At 59.5% G+C, this 17,814-nt stretch carries 15 protein-coding genes; 7 read left to right on the top strand and 8 right to left on the bottom strand.

The features are described 5' to 3' along the window. Nucleotides 1-33: 33 nt before the first annotated feature. The 6 genes from C7J97_RS00470 to C7J97_RS00450 all read right to left on the bottom strand — a co-directional run bounded on the left by C7J97_RS00470 (nucleotide 34) and on the right by C7J97_RS00450 (nucleotide 9,704). Nucleotides 34-468, bottom strand: coding sequence for a MarR family winged helix-turn-helix transcriptional regulator (locus C7J97_RS00470; RefSeq protein ID WP_113991716.1), 435 nt, complete (start codon nucleotides 466-468; stop codon nucleotides 34-36). A 138-nt stretch (nucleotides 469-606) separates the two neighbouring features. Next, on the bottom strand, nucleotides 607-2,949 hold the full coding sequence (gene feoB / locus C7J97_RS00465; RefSeq protein ID WP_113991715.1) for a ferrous iron transport protein B: 2,343 nt from the start codon (nucleotides 2,947-2,949) through the stop codon (nucleotides 607-609). Between the two features lie 162 nt (nucleotides 2,950-3,111). Further along, nucleotides 3,112-4,137 (bottom strand): UDP-glucose 4-epimerase GalE, encoded by a 1,026-nt coding sequence (gene galE, locus C7J97_RS00460; RefSeq protein ID WP_006735254.1) that lies wholly within the window; start codon nucleotides 4,135-4,137, stop codon nucleotides 3,112-3,114. 15 nt (nucleotides 4,138-4,152) lie between these two features. Then, nucleotides 4,153-4,440: a hypothetical protein gene (locus C7J97_RS14780; protein WP_147232737.1), complete on the bottom strand. Its 288-nt coding sequence runs from the start codon at nucleotides 4,438-4,440 to the stop codon at nucleotides 4,153-4,155. A 2-nt stretch (nucleotides 4,441-4,442) separates the two neighbouring features. Next, nucleotides 4,443-5,516, bottom strand: a complete 1,074-nt coding sequence (locus C7J97_RS00455; protein WP_113991714.1) for an aldose epimerase family protein — start codon at nucleotides 5,514-5,516, stop codon at nucleotides 4,443-4,445. Nucleotides 5,517-5,759: 243 nt separating this feature from the next. Next, nucleotides 5,760-9,704: an efflux RND transporter permease subunit gene (locus tag C7J97_RS00450; protein ID WP_113991713.1), complete on the bottom strand. Its 3,945-nt coding sequence runs from the start codon at nucleotides 9,702-9,704 to the stop codon at nucleotides 5,760-5,762. A 407-nt stretch (nucleotides 9,705-10,111) separates the two neighbouring features. Here C7J97_RS00450 and C7J97_RS00445 point away from each other — a divergent pair, with 407 nt between their 5' ends. The 6 genes from C7J97_RS00445 (at nucleotide 10,112) to C7J97_RS00420 (ending at nucleotide 14,620) form a co-directional block, all read left to right on the top strand. Beyond that, nucleotides 10,112-11,053, top strand: a complete 942-nt coding sequence (locus C7J97_RS00445; RefSeq protein WP_097782778.1) for a PSP1 domain-containing protein — start codon at nucleotides 10,112-10,114, stop codon at nucleotides 11,051-11,053. A 271-nt stretch (nucleotides 11,054-11,324) separates the two neighbouring features. Further along, nucleotides 11,325-11,495, top strand: a complete 171-nt coding sequence (locus C7J97_RS00440) for a DUF362 domain-containing protein (protein WP_006735241.1) — start codon at nucleotides 11,325-11,327, stop codon at nucleotides 11,493-11,495. 308 nt (nucleotides 11,496-11,803) lie between these two features. Next, entirely contained in the window at nucleotides 11,804-12,478 is a 675-nt protein-coding gene (locus tag C7J97_RS00435) for a tRNA1(Val) (adenine(37)-N6)-methyltransferase (RefSeq protein ID WP_242983398.1), read from the top strand. Between the two features lie 15 nt (nucleotides 12,479-12,493). Next, a complete protein-coding gene (gene rsmI, locus C7J97_RS00430; RefSeq protein WP_113991711.1) occupies nucleotides 12,494-13,342 on the top strand; it encodes a 16S rRNA (cytidine(1402)-2'-O)-methyltransferase in 849 nt (282 codons plus the stop codon). A 22-nt stretch (nucleotides 13,343-13,364) separates the two neighbouring features. Then, nucleotides 13,365-13,856 (top strand): metallophosphoesterase family protein, encoded by a 492-nt coding sequence (locus tag C7J97_RS00425; protein ID WP_006735233.1) that lies wholly within the window; start codon nucleotides 13,365-13,367, stop codon nucleotides 13,854-13,856. Further along, a complete protein-coding gene (locus C7J97_RS00420) occupies nucleotides 13,853-14,620 on the top strand; it encodes a biotin--[acetyl-CoA-carboxylase] ligase (protein WP_113991710.1) in 768 nt (255 codons plus the stop codon). The genes C7J97_RS00425 and C7J97_RS00420 overlap by 4 nt, the downstream gene beginning before the upstream one ends. A gap of 48 nt (nucleotides 14,621-14,668) precedes the next feature. Here C7J97_RS00420 and C7J97_RS00415 read toward each other — a convergent pair whose 3' ends face one another. Continuing rightward, entirely contained in the window at nucleotides 14,669-15,961 is a 1,293-nt protein-coding gene (locus C7J97_RS00415) for a D-alanyl-D-alanine carboxypeptidase family protein (protein WP_113991709.1), read from the bottom strand. 107 nt (nucleotides 15,962-16,068) lie between these two features. On the opposite strand from C7J97_RS00415, the gene C7J97_RS00410 reads away from it, so the two are divergent. Then, nucleotides 16,069-16,587: a gamma carbonic anhydrase family protein gene (locus C7J97_RS00410; protein ID WP_113991708.1), complete on the top strand. Its 519-nt coding sequence runs from the start codon at nucleotides 16,069-16,071 to the stop codon at nucleotides 16,585-16,587. Between the two features lie 250 nt (nucleotides 16,588-16,837). On the opposite strand, the gene C7J97_RS00405 is transcribed toward C7J97_RS00410, so the two are convergent. After that, nucleotides 16,838-17,803 carry a hypothetical protein gene (locus tag C7J97_RS00405; protein ID WP_113991707.1) on the bottom strand — a complete coding sequence of 322 codons (966 nt, stop codon included), beginning with the start codon at nucleotides 17,801-17,803 and terminating at the stop codon, nucleotides 16,838-16,840. Nucleotides 17,804-17,814: the final 11 nt, after the last annotated feature.

The following is a 17,814-nucleotide window of genomic DNA, read 5'->3' as shown; positions in this document are numbered from 1 at the left end:
AAGCCTGCGGGCTTGGCTGTTTTTTGTTATAGATCATGAAAATTGCAGCAGGATCTCGTCCAGATTTTTCCCGATGACTTCCATGGTGCGGAAAAACGCCTCCCGGGTGGCGGCATCGGTGTTTTGCAGCAGACGGGCAAAAAAGCGTTCCTGCACCTCGCGCCCCCGTGCGATGACCGGCTGCGCCTTTTCGGTGCACAGCAGCTGGGTCTTGCGGCGGTCGCCCGCCACGGCGCGGCGCTCCAGATACCCCTCCTGCACCAAGCGGTCCACGTTTACCGACACAAGGTTCGCTTTGATCTTGCGGATCTCCACGATATCCCGGGCGGTGGTGCAGTCCGGGTTGTTGGCTAAAAACATCAGGATATCAAAGGCGGTCTGGGGCAGCTTTAGTTCCTGACACAACGGCTTGCACATGGCGCTGTACGCCTGCGCGGTCTTGAAACTGATTTCTATGGTAGGGTTCATGGAATGCTCCTTTTGTTCTTATATGGACAGTTCATTTTTGAAGTATTATAGTGCAGATGCAGGGAGATGTCAAGAGAAAAAGAGAACCAGCACATCCTGCGGACGCGCCGGTTCTCTTTTTCAATATGATGATTGCGTTCAGAACACCGCCACAGCGACCAGACGCACCAGCAGGGCACACAGCCATGCCACGGCGCACTGGTTGACCACCATGATGGTGGCCCACTTGCCGCCAAGCTCCCGCTTGACCGAGGCCACCGCCGCGATGCAGGGGGTGTACAGCAGGCAGAACACCAGCAGCGGTGCGGCCTGTGCCGGGGTGAGGGCTGTGGTCAGGGCAGCCGTAGAGCCGAAGAGGACCAGCAGCGAGGACACCACGCTCTCCTTGGCCATAAAGCCGGAGATAAGGGCGGTGGAGATGCGCCAGTCCGCAAAGCCCAGCGGGGCAAACAGCGGGGCGATATCGCCCGCGATGCGCGCCAGAATGCTGGTCTGCGGGTCGGCGGTCAGCGACAGGCGCAGGTCAAAGTTCTGCAGGAACCAGATGATGATGGTGGCACCAAAGATGACCGTAAAGGCTCTCTGCAAAAAGTCCCGCGCCTTTTCCCACAGCAGCTGCGCCACGTTTTTCAGGCCGGGCAGGCGGTAGTTGGGCAGCTCCATGACAAAGGGCACGGCTTCGCCCTTGAACACGGTGCTCTTGAGCAGCAGCGCCGCCAGTACGCCCACCAGAATGCCGGTGAAGTACAGCAGCACCATCACAAGCCCTGCGTACTTGGGGAAGAACGCCGCCGCAAACAGGCTGTAAATGGGCAGCTTTGCGGAGCAGCTCATGAACGGGGTGAGCAGAATGGTCATTTTGCGGTCGCGCTCCGAGGGCAGGGTGCGGCTTGCCATCACGCCGGGCACAGTGCAGCCAAAGCCGATGAGCATGGGCACGATGCTGCGGCCGGACAGGCCGATGCGGCGCAGCAGCTTATCCATCACAAAGGCCACACGCGCCATGTAGCCGGTATCCTCCAGCATGGAGAGGAAGAAGAACAGCACCACGATGATGGGCAGAAAGCTCAGCACGCTGCCCACGCCGGTAAAGATGCCGTCGATGACCAGCGAGTGCACCGCCGCGTTGACATTCCAGTTGGTCAGGGCGGTGTCCACAACGCCGGTCAGGGCATCAATGCCCATTTCCATGAGGTTCTGGAAGAACAGGCCGATGACGTTGAAGGTGAGGAAGAACACCAGACCCATGATGGCGATAAACGCCGGGATGGCGGTGTACTTGCCGGTAAGGAACTTGTCGATGCGGTTGGAGCGCAGCTGCTCCTTGCTTTCGTGGGGCTTGACTACCGTCTGCGCCACCAGTTCCTGAATAAAGGAGAAGCGCATATCCGCAATGGCGGCGGCGCGATCCAGCCCGCGCTCCTGCTCCATCTGCACGATGATATGCTCGATCATTTCTTTTTCGTTGGGGTCCAGCTTCAGCGCTTCCTCAATGCGGGGGTCGCCCTCCACCAGCTTGGTGGCGGCGAAACGCACCGGGATGCCCGCCGCCTTGGCGTGATCCTCGATGAGGTGCAGGATGCCGTGGATGCAGCGGTGCACCGCGCCGCCGTGGTCATCCTCGCTGCAAAAATCCATGCGCCCGGGGCGCTCCTGATACTTTGCCACATGGACAGCGTGGTCTACCAGTTCGTCCACGCCCTCGTTCTTGGCGGCAGAGATGGGGATGACCGGGATGCCCAGCATGGCTTCCATCTTGTTGATGCGCACCGTACCGCCATTGCCGCGCATTTCGTCCATCATGTTCAGCGCCAGCACCATGGGGATATCCAGCTCCATCAGCTGCATGGTCAGGTAGAGGTTGCGCTCGATGTTGGTGGCATCCACGATATTGATGATGCCGGTGGGCTTTTCGCCGATGATGAACTGTCGGGTAACGATCTCCTCGCTGGAATAGGGGGACATGGAGTAGATGCCCGGCAGGTCGGTGACCTCAGTCTCCGGGTGCCCCTTGATGGCACCGCTCTTGCGGTCCACCGTCACGCCCGGAAAGTTACCGACGTGCTGGTTGGAACCGGTGAGCTGGTTGAACAGGGTGGTCTTACCGCAGTTCTGGTTGCCCGCCAGCGCAAAGGTCAGGGTCTTATCCTCCGGCAGGGGATGCTCCCCCTCCTTGGTGTGGTATTTGCCGCCCTCACCAAGACCCGGGTGCTCCACCATCTTCTCTGCCACCGGGGCGTGCACCGCCGGGGTCTTTTCGGTGGGGGTCACGGTGATCTGTGCCGCGTCGTCCAGACGCAGGGTCAGCTCATAGCCGTGGATGCGCAGCTCCATGGGGTCGCCCATGGGCGCCAGCTTTACCAGCGTGACCTCTGCTCCGGGGATCAGACCCATATCCAGAAAATGCTGCCGCAGTGCGCCTGCACCGCCCACAGCGTCCACTATGGCGCTTTTGCCGATCTGTAACTCTTTTAACGTCATATCCGTTGCCTTCTTTTATATGTACTGTTCTTATGTGTTAGTCTGTGTTAACAAATGTAGTATAGGCTAACTGACAGCGGATGTCAATAGAGAATATAGACACAAAAAAAAGCACCGCACACTCTCAGGCGAGAATATGCGGTGCTCCGGTTCAAATCATGATTACTTCACGGTGTGGTAGCCATCGGGGTTGTTCTTCTGCCAGTTCCAGCTGTCGGCGCACATCTCCTCGATGCCGTACTCGGCCACCCAGCCCAGCTCGTTCTTGGCCTTGGTGGGGTCTGCGTAGCACTCGGCGATATCACCGGGGCGGCGCGGGTCGATGACGTAGGGGATCTCCTTGCCGCAGGCCTTGGAGAAGGCATGGATGACATCCAGCACGCTGTAACCCTTGCCGGTGCCCAGATTGCAGATGAAGAGGCCGCAGCCGGTCTCCAGCTTGCGGATGGCGCACACATGGCCCCGGGCCAGATCCACAACGTGGATGTAGTCACGCACACCGGTGCCGTCCGGGGTGGGGTAGTCGTTGCCAAAGACGTGCACCTTTTCCAGCTTGCCCACAGCCACCTTGGCAATGTAGGGCATCAGGTTGTTGGGGATGCCGTTGGGGTCCTCGCCGATCAGGCCGCTCTTGTGGGCGCCGATGGGGTTGAAGTAGCGCAGCAGCGCCACATTCAGGCTGGGGTCAGCCTTGCAGACGTCCTGCAGAATGCGCTCGGTGAAGGCCTTGGTGGTGCCGTAGGGGTTGGTGGTAGCACCCACAGGGAAGTCCTCGGTGATGGGCACACTGGCGGGGTCGCCGTAGACGGTAGCGGAGGAGCTGAACACGAAGTTGTGGCAGTCGTGATGGCGCATCACGTCCAGAATGACCAGCGTGCAGTTGAGGTTATTATAGTAGTACTCGATGGGCTTGGACACGCTCTCGCCCACAGCCTTGTAGGCTGCAAACTGGATGACAGCGGTGATGTCCGGGCACTCGGAGAAGATCTTCTCCACGTCCTCGCGGCGGGTCATGTCTGCCTTGTAGAAGCGGAAATCCTTGCCGGTGATCTGCTTGACCCGATCCAGAACCACGGGAGAAGCGTTATAATAGTTATCTGCCACTACGATATCGTAGCCAGCGTTCAACAGCTCAATGCAGGTGTGGCTGCCGATGTAGCCGGCACCGCCGGAAACCAAAATTGCCATAGCCGAGTACCTCTCTCACATAGTATTTCTTGCTTTTTCTCTTTGCGCCGGGCGCTGCCCGGTCTGCTTAAAGCATACCGCTTTTTGCCGCCGACTGCAAGGGGCGCTTTCTTTATTCAGATATATTTTTGTTGCATCTTCGCGCATTGCACTTTTGATTGACAGAGATTTTTCGCACTTTTCACATGGAGAGAATGCGCTGTTTGTGCAAAACATAGAAATGGAGAGGGAAACTCCCTCAGTCGCATCCTCCCACCATGCAAAAACGTCTGCTTCGGCAGACGTTTTTGCATGGTGTATCATTTTTAAAGCTTTCCGCACTGCTTGCCGGTGAAGAACCGCAGGGTGGTGGTGGCGCGGAACACCTTGCCTGCCCGCAGCACCGTGGAGGGGAACTCCGGGTGAGAGGGGCTGCACGGATAGTGCTGGGTCTCCAAGGCAAAGCCGCCGTACTTCCGCATGGGCTCGCCGCCCTTGCCCGGGGCGGGGCAGTCCTGCAAAAAGTTGCCGGTGTACAGCTGGATGCCCGGCTGGGTGGTGTACAGCTTCATGCTGATGCCGGTCTTATCACTGGTCGCCCATGCGCAGATGCTCTGGCTGGAGCCGCGTGCGCGGTCGATGACATAGCAGTGGTCGTAGCCGCCGCCCACCATGGTGGTCTGGGAGAAGCCGGTGTCGATCTCCTTGCCGATGGTCTTACCGGCAGTAAAGTCCATGGGGGTGTTTGCCACGGGCAGGATGTTGCCGGTGGGGCAGGTGGTATTGTTGCCCTCCAGATAGCGGGAGGCGTAGATGCGCAGCTTCTGGTTCAGCACGTCGCCGCCGCCGTCCAGATTGAAGTAGCTGTGGTTGGTCAGGTTTACGATCGTGTCAGCGTCCGAGGACACACGGTAGTCCATGCGGAAGGTGTTGTCATCGGTGAGGGTATAGCGCACCGCGATCTTCAGGGTGCCGGGAAAGCCGTCCTCGCCGTCAGGGCTTACAGCCTCCATCAGCAGGGTGTCGCCGAAGTACTTCACCTCATAGATTTTCCGGGAAAAACAGCCGTGCAGGTGGTTTTCGCCGTTGTTTTTTTCCAGCTGGTAGGTCTTGCCGCCCAAGGTAAAGACGGCGTTTTCGATGCGGTTGGCGTAGCGCCCCACAAAAGCACCGCAGCAGGTGCTGCCGGACGAGGTGAAGTCGTTCTCGTAATCTGCCATGGTGTCGTGACCCAGCACCACATCCACCGGGCCGTTCTTGGCCGGGACGATGATATTTTTGATCACGCAGCCGTAATCCAGCACACTGACGGACATACCGCCGGGGTTCGAGAGGATGTACTCGGTAACATTAGCGCCCTCTTTGGTCACACCGAAGGGCTTGGAACGGATCTGTGCCATTGGGCCTCGCCTCCTAAAGCTTTTTTCGGAAATGCAAAAGGGGCAGACTGCCCCCTTTTGCATCTTGTCTGTATTTATGATTATATCACAGTTTTACAGTTTTGTGTTGGAATCCTTTTAGAATTACCATCCAATTTTTGCGGCGATTTTTTGTTGGAATCATCGAAAGTGCCTACAATAGCAAAAAGCGCCCCGCACTTCCGGTGGAAATGCGGGGCGCTTTGGTGATACAGGCTGTAAGCCTTATGCCTCCGGCTGAGGCTGTGCCGCAGAGGACTGGGCGGCAATGAACTCGGCGGCATCGTCCGGGATGTCGTCCAAGTCCTCGTCGCTGCCGATGTCCACGTTGAGCGGCGGCTTCTTGAACAGGATATCGTACAGGATCGGCACGATATACAGGGTCATCAGGGTGGCATAGCTCAGGCCGCAGATGATGACGATGGCCATACCGCTCATCAGCTGGCTTGCCATATCGTTGCTGAACACCATTTGCAGCATGGCCAGCACGGTGGTCAGGGTGGTCATCAGAATGGGGCGCATACGGGTCTTGCCGGTAGCCACCAGTGCGGCGCGGCGCTCCATGCCGCCCATGCGCAGCTGGTTGGCGTAGTCCACGAACACGATGCCGTTGTTGACGACCGTACCCATCAGCACGATGAAACCCATCATGGAGATCATGGTCAGCTGCTGGCCGGTGAGCAGCAGACCCAGCAGACCGCCGGTAAAGGCCAGCGGCACGGTGAACAGCACGATGAAGGGGGACAGCAGGCTCTGGAACTGTGCCACCATAACAAGGTAGACAAAGGGCAGGGCCAGGGCCATCCACTGGATCATCTCGTCGGTCATATAGTTGACGCTGTCGCTCTCGCCGCCCATGGAGAAGGAGCAGCCCTCCGGCATCTCATCAGTGAGGGCAAAGGCATCCAGCGCCTTTTTCACGGCACGCGCCTGCACCGTGGTGTTGTAGCCCGGGGCAGTCTCGGCAGTGACGGTGACGAACTGGTTCCGGTTCTCGCTGGTGATGGAGTCCGGTGCGGTGCCGGTGGTCCAGCTGGCGATATCCGACAGCTTGCAGGTTCCGGTGGCGGTGGTGCCGTCTGCGGACATGACGGTGGTCTCAAAGGTCATGTCCATCATGTTTTCCTTGGTCAGCGGGTCCAGATTGTTGCTGATCTGCACATCCATGGTGGTGCCGTCCACGGTAACAGGGGTCTGTGCCGTGGTGGTGGTGGTCAGCTTTGCCGCGATCTGCTGGTACACCTGCGCAACGGTCAGGCCGTTGGCGCGTACCTTATCGCGGTCCACCTGCAGGATGATGGTGGAATCGCCCGCGCCCAGACCGTTGGTGGCGTTCTGGAAGCCCTCGGTGTTGTTCACGATGTCTACCACCTTCTCGGACAGAGCGGTCAGGGTCTCGGCATCGGTGCCGTAGATCTTGATGGTCAGACCGGTGGACAGCTGACTGGTCAGGTCATCAGTCATGCCGTACTGCTGGACGGTGGCGGTGCAATCCGCCACCCCGGCCACAGCGTCCTCCATGGCCTTGCAGGCGGCGTCGATCTTGGAAGAGGAGAGCTCCTCGTTGAGCTTGACGTTGATCTTATACTTGCCGTAGCCGTTGGCGGCGTTCAGCAGGTCAGTGATGGTGGAGGGCAGGCCGAGGTTGGAAACATCCATGCCCGCCACAGTGTTGTCGGGGGTAATGCCTACCTCCTCCACGCCGTCCACAGCCATCACAGCCTGCACCACCTTACCGGCTACATCGTAGGACTCCTCCTTCGAGAGGGTATCGGTGGTGGAAAGGGTGATCATGGCCTCGTTGCTGGTGCTGGTGGGCAGCAGCACGATGCCCATGGAGACCACCCGCCAGCAGCAGAACACCAGCAGCAGCACTGCGGCTGCCAGCGGTACAAAGCGATTTTTCAGCGCCTTTTCCAGACTGCGGCCGTAGGCGTTCTGAATTTTATCGAACCATGCCAGCTTTTTGGGCTGGGCATTCTTCAGCACGGTAGCCGAGGCAGCAGGCACCACAGTCAGTGCCACGATGAGGGAAGCCATCAGGCAGTAGCCGATGCACAGGGACATGGGACCCATCAGGCTGCGGATGAGGCTGGCAGAAAACACTGCCGGCAGGAACACACACACCGAGGTAAGGGTAGAGGCCACAACGGACATACCCACCTGACGCGCACCCTGCACCGCAGCGCGGGCGGCGGGCACGCCGCGGCCGCGCAGACGGTAGATGTTCTCGATGACAACGACAGAGTTATCCACCAGCATACCGATGCCCAGCGACAGGCCGGCCAGCGTCATGACGTTCAGGTCCAGCCCGGTGAAGTACATCAGCACCACGGCAAACAGCACCGACAGGGGGATACTGACGCCGACCACCAGCGTGGGCTTGACGTCCTTCAGGAAGATGGCCAGCACGACGATGGCCAGTGCGGCACCCACCAGCATACTGGTGAGGATGCTCTTGATCAGGATGCTGATGTAGTTGCCCTGATTGGACAGCACCACAACGTGCAGACCCTCGTACTGGGCTTCCAGCTCCTTGAAAGCGTCCAGACAGTTGGCAGATACGTCACCTGCGCTGGAACTGTCGTCCTTGTAAATTTTCAGCACCGAAGCCTGCTCGCCGTTCAGGCGGGTGTAGCTGTCGGCGGCGTTGTCGATGATCTCCACGTCTGCCACATCGGAAAGGCGCACGTCGCCGTAGCCCTCCACATGGAGCAGCAGTGCACCGCGGATATCGTCCACGCTGTCGTATTCCTCGCCCACCTTCAGCAGCCACGACTCGCCGCTTTCATCCTTAACGTAACCGGCGGGCATGGAGAAGTTCTGGGCGTAGATGAGGGTGGCAAGGGTCTTGATATCCAGCTGCTTGGTCACATCGGCGCTGGCAAGCGCCTTTTCCTTGGCGGCCTCGTACTGGGTCTTGGCCTCGCTGAGCTGCTTTTCGTACTCATTCAGCTGCTCGCGGGCTTCGGTAAACTGCATATAGGCGACCATTTGCTGCTGGGTAAAGTTGCCCAGCGCTTTGGAGAACTCGCTCATCATGCCGGGCACGTTGTCCATGGCCTTGATGGTATCTTCCAGCGTCTTATAGATGACGTTTAGGCTGTCCTGCAATTGCAGCTCGTCTGCCAAATCCGCAGCGCCCTCGCCCTGCGTACCGGTCTCGGTGTTGATGCGGTTTTGCAGGGTCTGCAAAGCAGAGGAGAGCTTATCGGTGATATCCCGCAGCTCGGACACGATCTCGATCAGGGAGTCGATATCCCGCATACCGGTGTTGTTGAACTTGTCCATGACCCGCTGCAAACCAGCCTGCACCTCGATGAGTGCCTGCTGCACCTCAGGCTCCTTGACCACGGCGATCAGGTTGTTGACGCTTTGCAGCAGCGCCTCCGCCTGCTTGCGCACTACTTCTACGGCTTCGCCGACCTCGGAGCTGAGGGTGCCCATGACCGTGTTGGACACGGTATTGCCGAAGTTTTTGAACTGCTTATCGTATTCTGCGCGGCCGGCCTTGATCTTGGCCTCGGCCTCCTCCAACTGTGTGTGCGCCACTTCCAGCTGAGTGTCGATAAGCTCCATCAGCTTTTCGTTGATGGCGTCCACCTTTTCCTGATTCAGCTGCACCTGCACCAGCTGCTCCACAAGGCCGCTGGAGGATACGCTGGACACGCCGCCCTTGCGCTGGACGTAGGGAGTCATGGTGTTCTTGATAAAATCAGAAAGGTCGTACACCGAACTGCCCTCGCGGCTGACAGCCACGGTCATAAAGGCGTTCATGTTCATGCTGTACTGTATCACAGAAGGGGTCAGCGCCGTCTCCGGCAGGTCGCTCTTGGCCTGATCCAGCTTGTTGGACACCTGCACCAGTGCGCTGTCCATATCCGTGTCATCCACGAACTGCATCAGCAGCAGGCTGTAGTTTTCAGCCGAGGTGGCGGTGATCTTTGAAACACCCGGCACCGTAAGCGCGTTTTGCAGCACGTCCGAGACCTCGGTCTCCACACGCTCCGGGCTGGCACCGGGATACACGGTGACCACCATCAGATACGGTGTGCTGACATTCGGCAGCAGGTTGGTTTTCATCTTGGTGATCGACACAAAGCCGAGCATCAGCACCATGATGACTGCAACCAGCACCGTAAATGGTTTTTTGACACTGAATTTTTCCATCTTATCCTACCGTTTCTCTGCCGCACCGCCCGGCGCAACAGTTCCTCCCTCTTTGGGGGCAATGGGTTCCTAACATTCCTATTATACACGCAAGGCGCGCGCTTTCAATAGAGGTGCGGCGAATCTTTTTGCGAAAGTTTTGTCAAAATCTGCGAAACGCACAACTTTGCCGCCCCAAAACCGGCATTCTGTCCGCTTTCCTCCCTTCTGCCGCCGGACAAAATTTCGACACCTTTTCCATACTGCATACGGTTGAGCGGGGCGGATCATTGCAGGGGAGGGAAAATTCAGGGGATATAAAGACTTTTCTTTTTGCATAGAAATGTGCTTTTGATTATGGTATACTAACAGCAGACTGAAAAAGCTGCCCCTTGCGGGGCTTATCCGATACAAAAACGAGGAACACTATGAAAAAAGTCATTTCGGTCCGTTTCAAGGAAAACGGCAAAAGCTATTATTTTGATCCCGGTGATGCTGTCATCCATGCCGGGGAGTATGTGATCGTGGAGACTGCCCGCGGCGTGGAGTGCGGCGAGGTGGTGCAGGGCGTGCTGGAGCTGGCGGATGCCGCCGTCCCCAAGGCGCTGAAACCCATCACCCGCATGGCCGACAGCGTGGATATCCGCCGGATGCGCCAGAACCGCGAGGACGAAAAGCGCGCCTACCGCACCTGTCAGGAGTGCATCGCCCGCCACGGGCTGGAGATGAAGCTGGTGGAGGCCGAGTACACGCTGGACCGCTCCAAGATCATGTTCTATTTCACCGCCGACGGGCGGGTGGACTTCCGGGAGCTGGTCAAGGATCTGGCCGGCATCTTCCACACCCGCATCGAGCTGCGCCAGATCGGCGTGCGCGACGAGAGCAAGATGATCGGCGGTCTGGGTATCTGCGGTCAGCCCTTCTGCTGCAGCCGCTTTTTGAAGGATTTCCAGCCCGTTTCCATCAAGATGGCCAAGGAGCAGGGCCTTTCGCTGAACCCTACCAAGATCAGCGGTGCCTGCGGCCGTCTGATGTGCTGCCTTGCCTACGAGGAGAGCGCCTACGAGTACCTGAACAGCATCATGCCCATGGTGGGCAGCACGGTGCGCACCCCGGACGGTCTGGGCACTGTGCTGGAGGTGAACCCGGTATCCGGCTACCTGCGGGTGCGCTGCGGCACCGAGAGCCTTGCGCCCCGGTATTACAAGGTGGGCGTGTGCGAGTATGTGAGCGGCGGCAAGCGCCCGCCCCGCCGTCCCGACCCGGACGATGATTACTCCGGCGTGCGCAACCCCGCCCCGGTGGTGGCAAGCTCCGACGACGAAAAGCGCCCCGCCTGCCCCCGCCGCCGCGCAAGCGAAAAGGAATGAGTGTCCGAGTGGTTAGTATCACAAAACTAACCAGACTTCGTGATTTTCGCTAAAAATCTCCGGCAATTTTGGCTATAAGTTAGGCCGTGCTTTTGTGCAACCCCACAAAATATTTTATTTTATTGTTGTGGCGGCACGGTTAGTCTTGCCTTTTCCGGCCTGCTTTGTTAGAATGCAGACAAGGATACAAATTCCGGGGGGCGTGCGTGGCCGTGCCAAGGTACGTTTCTTCATAATTACATCGGCACGGGATAAAAAAGGAGAGTTTATTATGGCACACAAGGTTTCTGACGCATGTGTTGGCTGCGGCGCTTGCGAGGGCGCTTGCCCGGTTGGCGCTATCACCATCGAGAACGGCGCTGCAGTTGTGAACGCTGATTCCTGCATCGATTGCGGTGCTTGCGAGGGTGCTTGCCCCACTGGTGCAATCGCTGCTGAATAATCAGTAGTTTTTGCTGAAAACGCATCAAAAAGGACTGCTGCACACCTGTGCAGCAGTCCTTTTTTGTGGTATCATAAAGTAAATTCATGAAAAACGCAGTTCGGCGCGTCCGCAGACGCGCCGAACTGCTGAATCAAAAACATTTTTCCGCCGCACATGGCCAAAGCACACGCGGCGGCCATTCCTGATCGTCCACCGCAAAAGAGGCACTGCACAAAATGCTGCGCAGCCGCCGCCCTTTTTGTTTCATGCACAAATTCCGCAGGAAAATACCCTGCATTTTTTGGAAGGGAAACGGCACACTGTCTATGGAACATTCTACGGAAGTTTTGTATAATAGAACTATGGTCTACTGCACCCCGGAGCACCGGTTCGGCTCGGACGCGCTGCTGCTGGCACGCTTCTGCGAGCCGAAGCGCAGCCAGAAAGCCGCAGACCTGTGCTCTGGCTGCGGCATCGTAGCGCTGGAATGGCACGACCGGGGGCACCGCGGCCCCTGCACCGCGCTGGAGCTGCAGCCCGAGGGCAGCGCCCTACTGGCGGCAGCGGTGGAAGAGCAGCAGCTCACCCACATCATTCCCGTCTGTGCCGACCTGCGCACATGGCGGCAGGACGAGGGGCAATTTGACGTGTGCGCGTGCAATCCCCCTTATTTTACCGAGGGGCCGCAGAGCCAGAACGCCGCCCACGCCCTTGCCCGGCACGAAAACACCTGCGCGCTTGAGGATGTCTGTGCCTGCGGCTTCCGGCTTTTGAAGGACGGCGGGCGTCTGGCGCTGTGTCACCGCCCCGAGCGGCTGGCTGAGGTGCTTGCCGTGCTGCGCGCCCACCGGCTGGAGCCCAAGCGGCTGGCCTTTGTAAAGAACGCCCCGGAAAACGCCCCGTGGCTGTTCCTTGTGGAAGCCCAGAAGAACCGCAGGACCGGCCTGCGGGTGGAGCCGGACGTGCTCATCCGCGCCGGAGCGGCGCTGTACGGACGATAAATTCAGGAGGTAATTATGGCAGGAACTCTCTACATCGTGGCGACCCCCATCGGCAATCTGGAGGATATGCCGCCCCGGGTGGCTGCCACCTTTGGCGCGGCTGACTTTATTGCCGCCGAGGACACCCGTGTGACCATGAAGCTGCTGAATTATCTGGGGCTGAAAAAGCCCATGGTCAGCTACTACGAGCACGCCTTGCAGAAGGGCGAAGCCATTTTGCAGCGCATCGAGGCAGGGGAGAGCTGTGCCTTGTGCAGCGACGCCGGCATGCCCTGCGTGTCCGACCCGGGCGAGGTCATCGTGCGGGACGCACTGGCGCGGGGCATCAAGGTGGTGCCCATCCCGGCCGCTTCTGCCTGCGTCACGGCGCTGGCGGTCTCCGGGCAGGACACCTCCCGCTGGGTGTTCGAGGGCTTTCTGCCGGTGAACCGCAAGCAGAAAAAAGAGCGTCTGGCCGAGCTTTTGCAGGAAAAGCGCACCGTCATCTTTTACGAAGCGCCCCACAAGCTGCGCACCACGCTGGACGATCTGACCGCCGCCTTTGGCGCAGACCGCAGCATTACCCTGTGCCGGGAGCTGACCAAGCTCCACGAGGAGATCTGGAAAACCACTCTGGGCGAAGCCGTGGAGCACTACCGCGCCGCCGAACCCCGGGGCGAGTATGTACTGGTGATGGCGGGTGCACCCGCCGGTGCCGCCGAGGAAGAGGAGCTGACCCTGGAACAGGCGGCGCAGCGCGCTTTTGCGCTGACCATTGAGGGCTTCAGCGCTTCTGCCGCCGCCAAGACTGCTGCACAGGGCACAGCCTATTCCAAGAGCGAAGTTTACAAGCAGCTGCTGTTGTTGCAGCAGACTGCCGAATGAGTATAGAGGAGGATATTTTTCCGTGACAAAACTACTGGTCCTGAGCGACAGCCACGGCGCGCGTGACGCCATTAAGCGCATTTTGAACAAAGAGCAGAACAACGTGGATGCTGTGATCTTTTTGGGGGACGGCCTGCGGGATCTGGAACAGGCGCTGGCCTTTTTCCCTCATCTGCGGGTGTACTCCGTGGCCGGCAACTGCGATTACGGTGCGCTGGAGCCGCTGGACGGCTTGGCGGGCTTCGATCAGACGGTGGTTTTCTATACGCACGGTCACATGTACGGTGTAAAATACGATCTGGACACGCTTGCAGATGCTGCCGCAGCCCGCGGGGCAGAGGTGGCGCTGTTCGGCCATTCCCATATTCCCCACGCGGAGCAGCGGGGCAATGTATTTTTGTTCAACCCCGGCTCCTGCGGGCGCTGCTACACCGGCCCGGACACCTACGGTCTGCTGACGCTGGAAAACGGCGCAGTGACCGCCTATGAGCACAAAGAGGTACCCAAGCAATGAGCATCAACGAGGTGCGCTATCTGCCGGAATGCGGCAGCACCAACGCCTATGTAAAAGAGCATTTTGAGGAGTTCGGCCCGGTGGCGGCGGTATATACCGAAAACCAGACCGCCGGGCGCGGGCGGCTTGGCCGCAGCTGGGTAAACGCCGAGGGCAAGGCGCTGTACTACACGGTGGCCATCAAAGAGCCGCTGGCACAGCCTGCCACCCTGCCGCTGCTGGCAAGCCTTGCGGTGCGCCGCCAGCTGCAGCTGCGCTACGGCGTGGACTGCCAGATCAAGTGGCCCAACGACCTTTTGCTGAACGGCAAAAAAATCGTGGGCATCCTGTGCGAGAGTGTAAGCTACGGCTACCAGCAGCAGGGGCGGGGCATTTTGTGCGGCATCGGCATCAACCTTGCCCAGCCCCAGAGCTATTTTGACGCCGCCGATCTGCCCCACGGCACCTCGCTGGCCTTGCAGGGCGCTGCGGTGGATCTTGCCACAGACCCCGCATGGCTGGCCGAGGGGCTGACCGACTTCGGCTTTGACCGCAACCTGTACACCTTTGCCCGGGACGGCTTTGCGCCCTTCCGGGAGGAGTACAAGGCTGCCTGCATCAATCTGGGCCGCCGGGTCACCTTTGACCTGCCGGACGGCAGTCAGGGCGCAGGCGAGGCCGTGGACGTGGACGCCGAGGGGCGTTTAGTGGTGCGCACCGATGCCGGGGAGCAGCACGTTTTCACCGGGGAAGTGTCGGTGCACGGCATCTACGGGGTAGTATAAAGGATAAAAGCGCCTGTCCGGCTTCGCCGGACAGGCGCTTTACGCTTCTTATCTTCTCTTTTTCATCTGACGGCGGCGCTGGTTGAGGGTCATCCCGCCGCCGCAGCGCAGGGTGACAAAGCCCAGTGCGCACAAAATCAAAATCAGGGCGCAGAGCAGCAGCAGGGTGGCCTTGATATCGGTGCGGAAGTCCGACACATACTCCCGGTGGGTCACAAGGTCTACCTGTCCCACCTCGTAGCCGTCCAGATAGACGGTGGCGGTGCCCAGCTTCTGGCCTTCCTTGACGGTAGCGGAGACGCTCTCGGGCAGGTCGAAGGAATAACTCACCTTATCGTCGCTGTGGCCGTAGCCGCTGACCGGCGCGGCGGCGTACAGCTCCACAGCCGGCTCGGTGCGGCACTTGTTCAGGTCTACGGTGGTCAGCACGGTTTGGGTATCCACCAGCGGCCGGTCTGCAAAGCTGGCAAAGGCCCAGTCGAACAGGTCGTCACACGCGGTAAACAGATGGTCCGGCGTGTCGCAGCCAAGGATCACCAGCCCATAGTTGTGGCCGTCCTGCTGGGCAAAAGCCACGATGCAGCGGCCTGCCAGCGTGGTAAAGCCGCCCTTGACCCACTTGACATACTCCCGGTAGTTGGTGCTTTCGCTGTTCATCAGGCTGTTAGAGCTGCTGATGGTGTGCTCTGCCTTGCGCAGATTGGTGGCTGGCAGCACATAGCTGGCGGTGCCCGCCACCTGTGCAAAGGTCTGGTTCTCCGCGCAGGCGGCGGCGATCTTTGCCAGATCCTGCGCGGTGGACACGTTGCCGTAGTCAAACAGGCCGTGAGCACAGGTAAAGTTCGTGCCGGTGCAGCCCAGCTCTGCCGCCCGGGCGTTCATCTGCTGCACAAAACCCACCACGCTGCCCCCCACGTCCCACGCAATGACGCTGGCGGCGTCGTTGGCGCTGACGATGAGCATAGCGTTCAGCAGGTCGATGCGGCGCACGGTCTCGCCGATGCGCAGCCCCATGGTGGTGCCGTTGGCGTTCTGGATATCCTTGAACTCCTGCGTTAAATCGGTGGGCACGGTCACCTCACCGTTCAGGTCCTTGCCGCTTTCCACCAGCAGCAGGGCGGTCATCAGCTTGGTCAGGCTTGCCACATATTTCTGCTGGTCGGCGTTCTGGCTCAGGATGGTCTTGCCGGTGTCCGCGTTGAACAGATACACCGCCTCGGTCTCGGTTGCAGTCTGGACGGGCATGGGGTATACTGCAAATACTGGCAGCACTGCCGAAAGAGCCACTGCCAGTGTGAGCACCAGCGCCGCCAGCCAGCGGCAGAACGTGTTATGAAGCATGAGCGTACCCCCTTGAATCCCGCTCCGGCAAAACCGGCGCGCACATTTTTGTTCCTTACTTATAAGAATACCATAAAAGAGCCAAAAGAGAAAGGTGGTTTTTAACAATGTTCTTATCCTTTTGTGGAAAAACGCCCCGCGATGAGGGCGCAGCTTTTGTAGCCCCCAGCGCTACCGTGCAGGGAGATGTGGTTTTAAAGCCCGGCTCTACCGTCTGGTACGGTGCGGTGCTGCGCGGGGATGACGGCACGTTGACCATCGGCAAAAACAGCAACGTACAAGACAACGCGGTGCTGCACTGCGACATCGGCGGCGGCGTGACCCTTGGCGAAAACGTCACGGTAGGGCACTGCGCACTGGTGCACGGCTGCACCGTAGGGGACGGCAGTTTGATCGGGATGCACGCCACCTTGCTGAACCATTGCGTGGTGGGCAAAAACTGCATCATCGGGGCAGGGGCGCTTGTGCCGGAAGGCATGGTCATCCCGGACAACTCGGTGGCGGTGGGCGTGCCCGCCCGGGTCATCAAGCAGGTGAGTGCCGCGCAGGTGGAAGCCAACCTGCACAACGCCGCGCATTATGTAGAGCACGGAAAGCTGCACGCAGAGCAGATGAAAAACGGGTGAGGGCTTCCTCAAACGTTTCATTTTGTATTTTTTTCGCAGTGCGGTACAAAGTTTCAAGAACTTTTTTGATTTTTCACAGAAATGTAATGACTTTTTTCGTAAAATCGGGTATACTGTATCTTGCAGGGACAGTGGGGCCGCAACCACTTCCCCGCACATGATTCCTCCTCACACCAAAGCAATACCCCAAACAAGAAATCCCTCCGGTGTACCGCAAGCGCCGGAGGGGTTTCTTGTTGTTTCGTTATTTTTAAAGGGTGCGCAGCTTTGCCGCGAACACTGAAAGCACCACCTTGGGGTTCACCTGTGCGCCCAGCCGCTGCAAAGCGGCGTCTGCCAGACGTACCGCCTGCCGCGCCTGTGTGCCCTGCACCGGGGCGTGGGGGCTGCTGCGCAGGCCTGCCGCTGCCACGGCGCGGAAATCGGTCAGCAGGGCAGCGGCCGCCGCCTTGTCCTTTTCGTAGGCGGCAAGCAGCACAGCGGCGGTGTAGCTATCGCGGGCGGCAGCGGCGCGGGCAAGCTCCAGCGCCTTTTCCACCTGTGCGGCGCGCCCTTCGTCCCGGGCGACCGCCAGCACCGTGCCAATATGACCATCGAACAGCTCACTGTACAGTGCAGCTGTTTTTTTGTCCACCCCCTGCGCTGCGCAGTAGCGGGTGCAGTCGGCAGGGGACACCGGCGCCACCGCAAAGCTGACGCAGCGGCTGCGGATGGTGGGCAGCACGCTGGCCAGCGAATCTGCCGTGAGCAGGAACAGCACCCCCTCCGGGGGCTCTTCCATCACCTTCAGCAGGGCGTTGGCGGATTCCTCGTTCATCCGCTCCACATGGTACAAAAGCACCGCGCGCCCCTCGGCGGAAAGGCTGGTGTTGAAAATTTCGCTGCGCATGGCAGTGACCTGACCCACCAGATACTTTCCGCCGCTGCCCATACCGGACACCGAGATGGCTTCCCGCACGATGCCGGTCTCCACCGTGCCGCTGTCGCGCTTACCGGCTTTTGCCACGGCGCGGCAGCACTCGCCCCGCAAAAGGGCTTCGGCGGCGGCACCGCCGGCGGGGTAGAGGTAGTCGGCGGCGATGCAGCGGGCGGCAAAACCGGTGCCAAGCCCGGCTTCGCCCACCAGCAAAACGCTATGGGTCAGCCGCCGGGTGGCCAGCATCTGCTGCACGCTGGTTTTCAGTTCTGCGTTGCCTTCCATGCGGTCCAGCATCATGATGGGGGTAC

Source organism: Faecalibacterium prausnitzii, assembly GCF_003324185.1.
Classification (GTDB): Bacteria; Bacillota; Clostridia; order Oscillospirales; family Ruminococcaceae; genus Faecalibacterium; species Faecalibacterium prausnitzii.
Note: the sequence above shows the minus strand (reverse complement) of the source record. Positions and strands in the feature narration are given on the sequence as shown.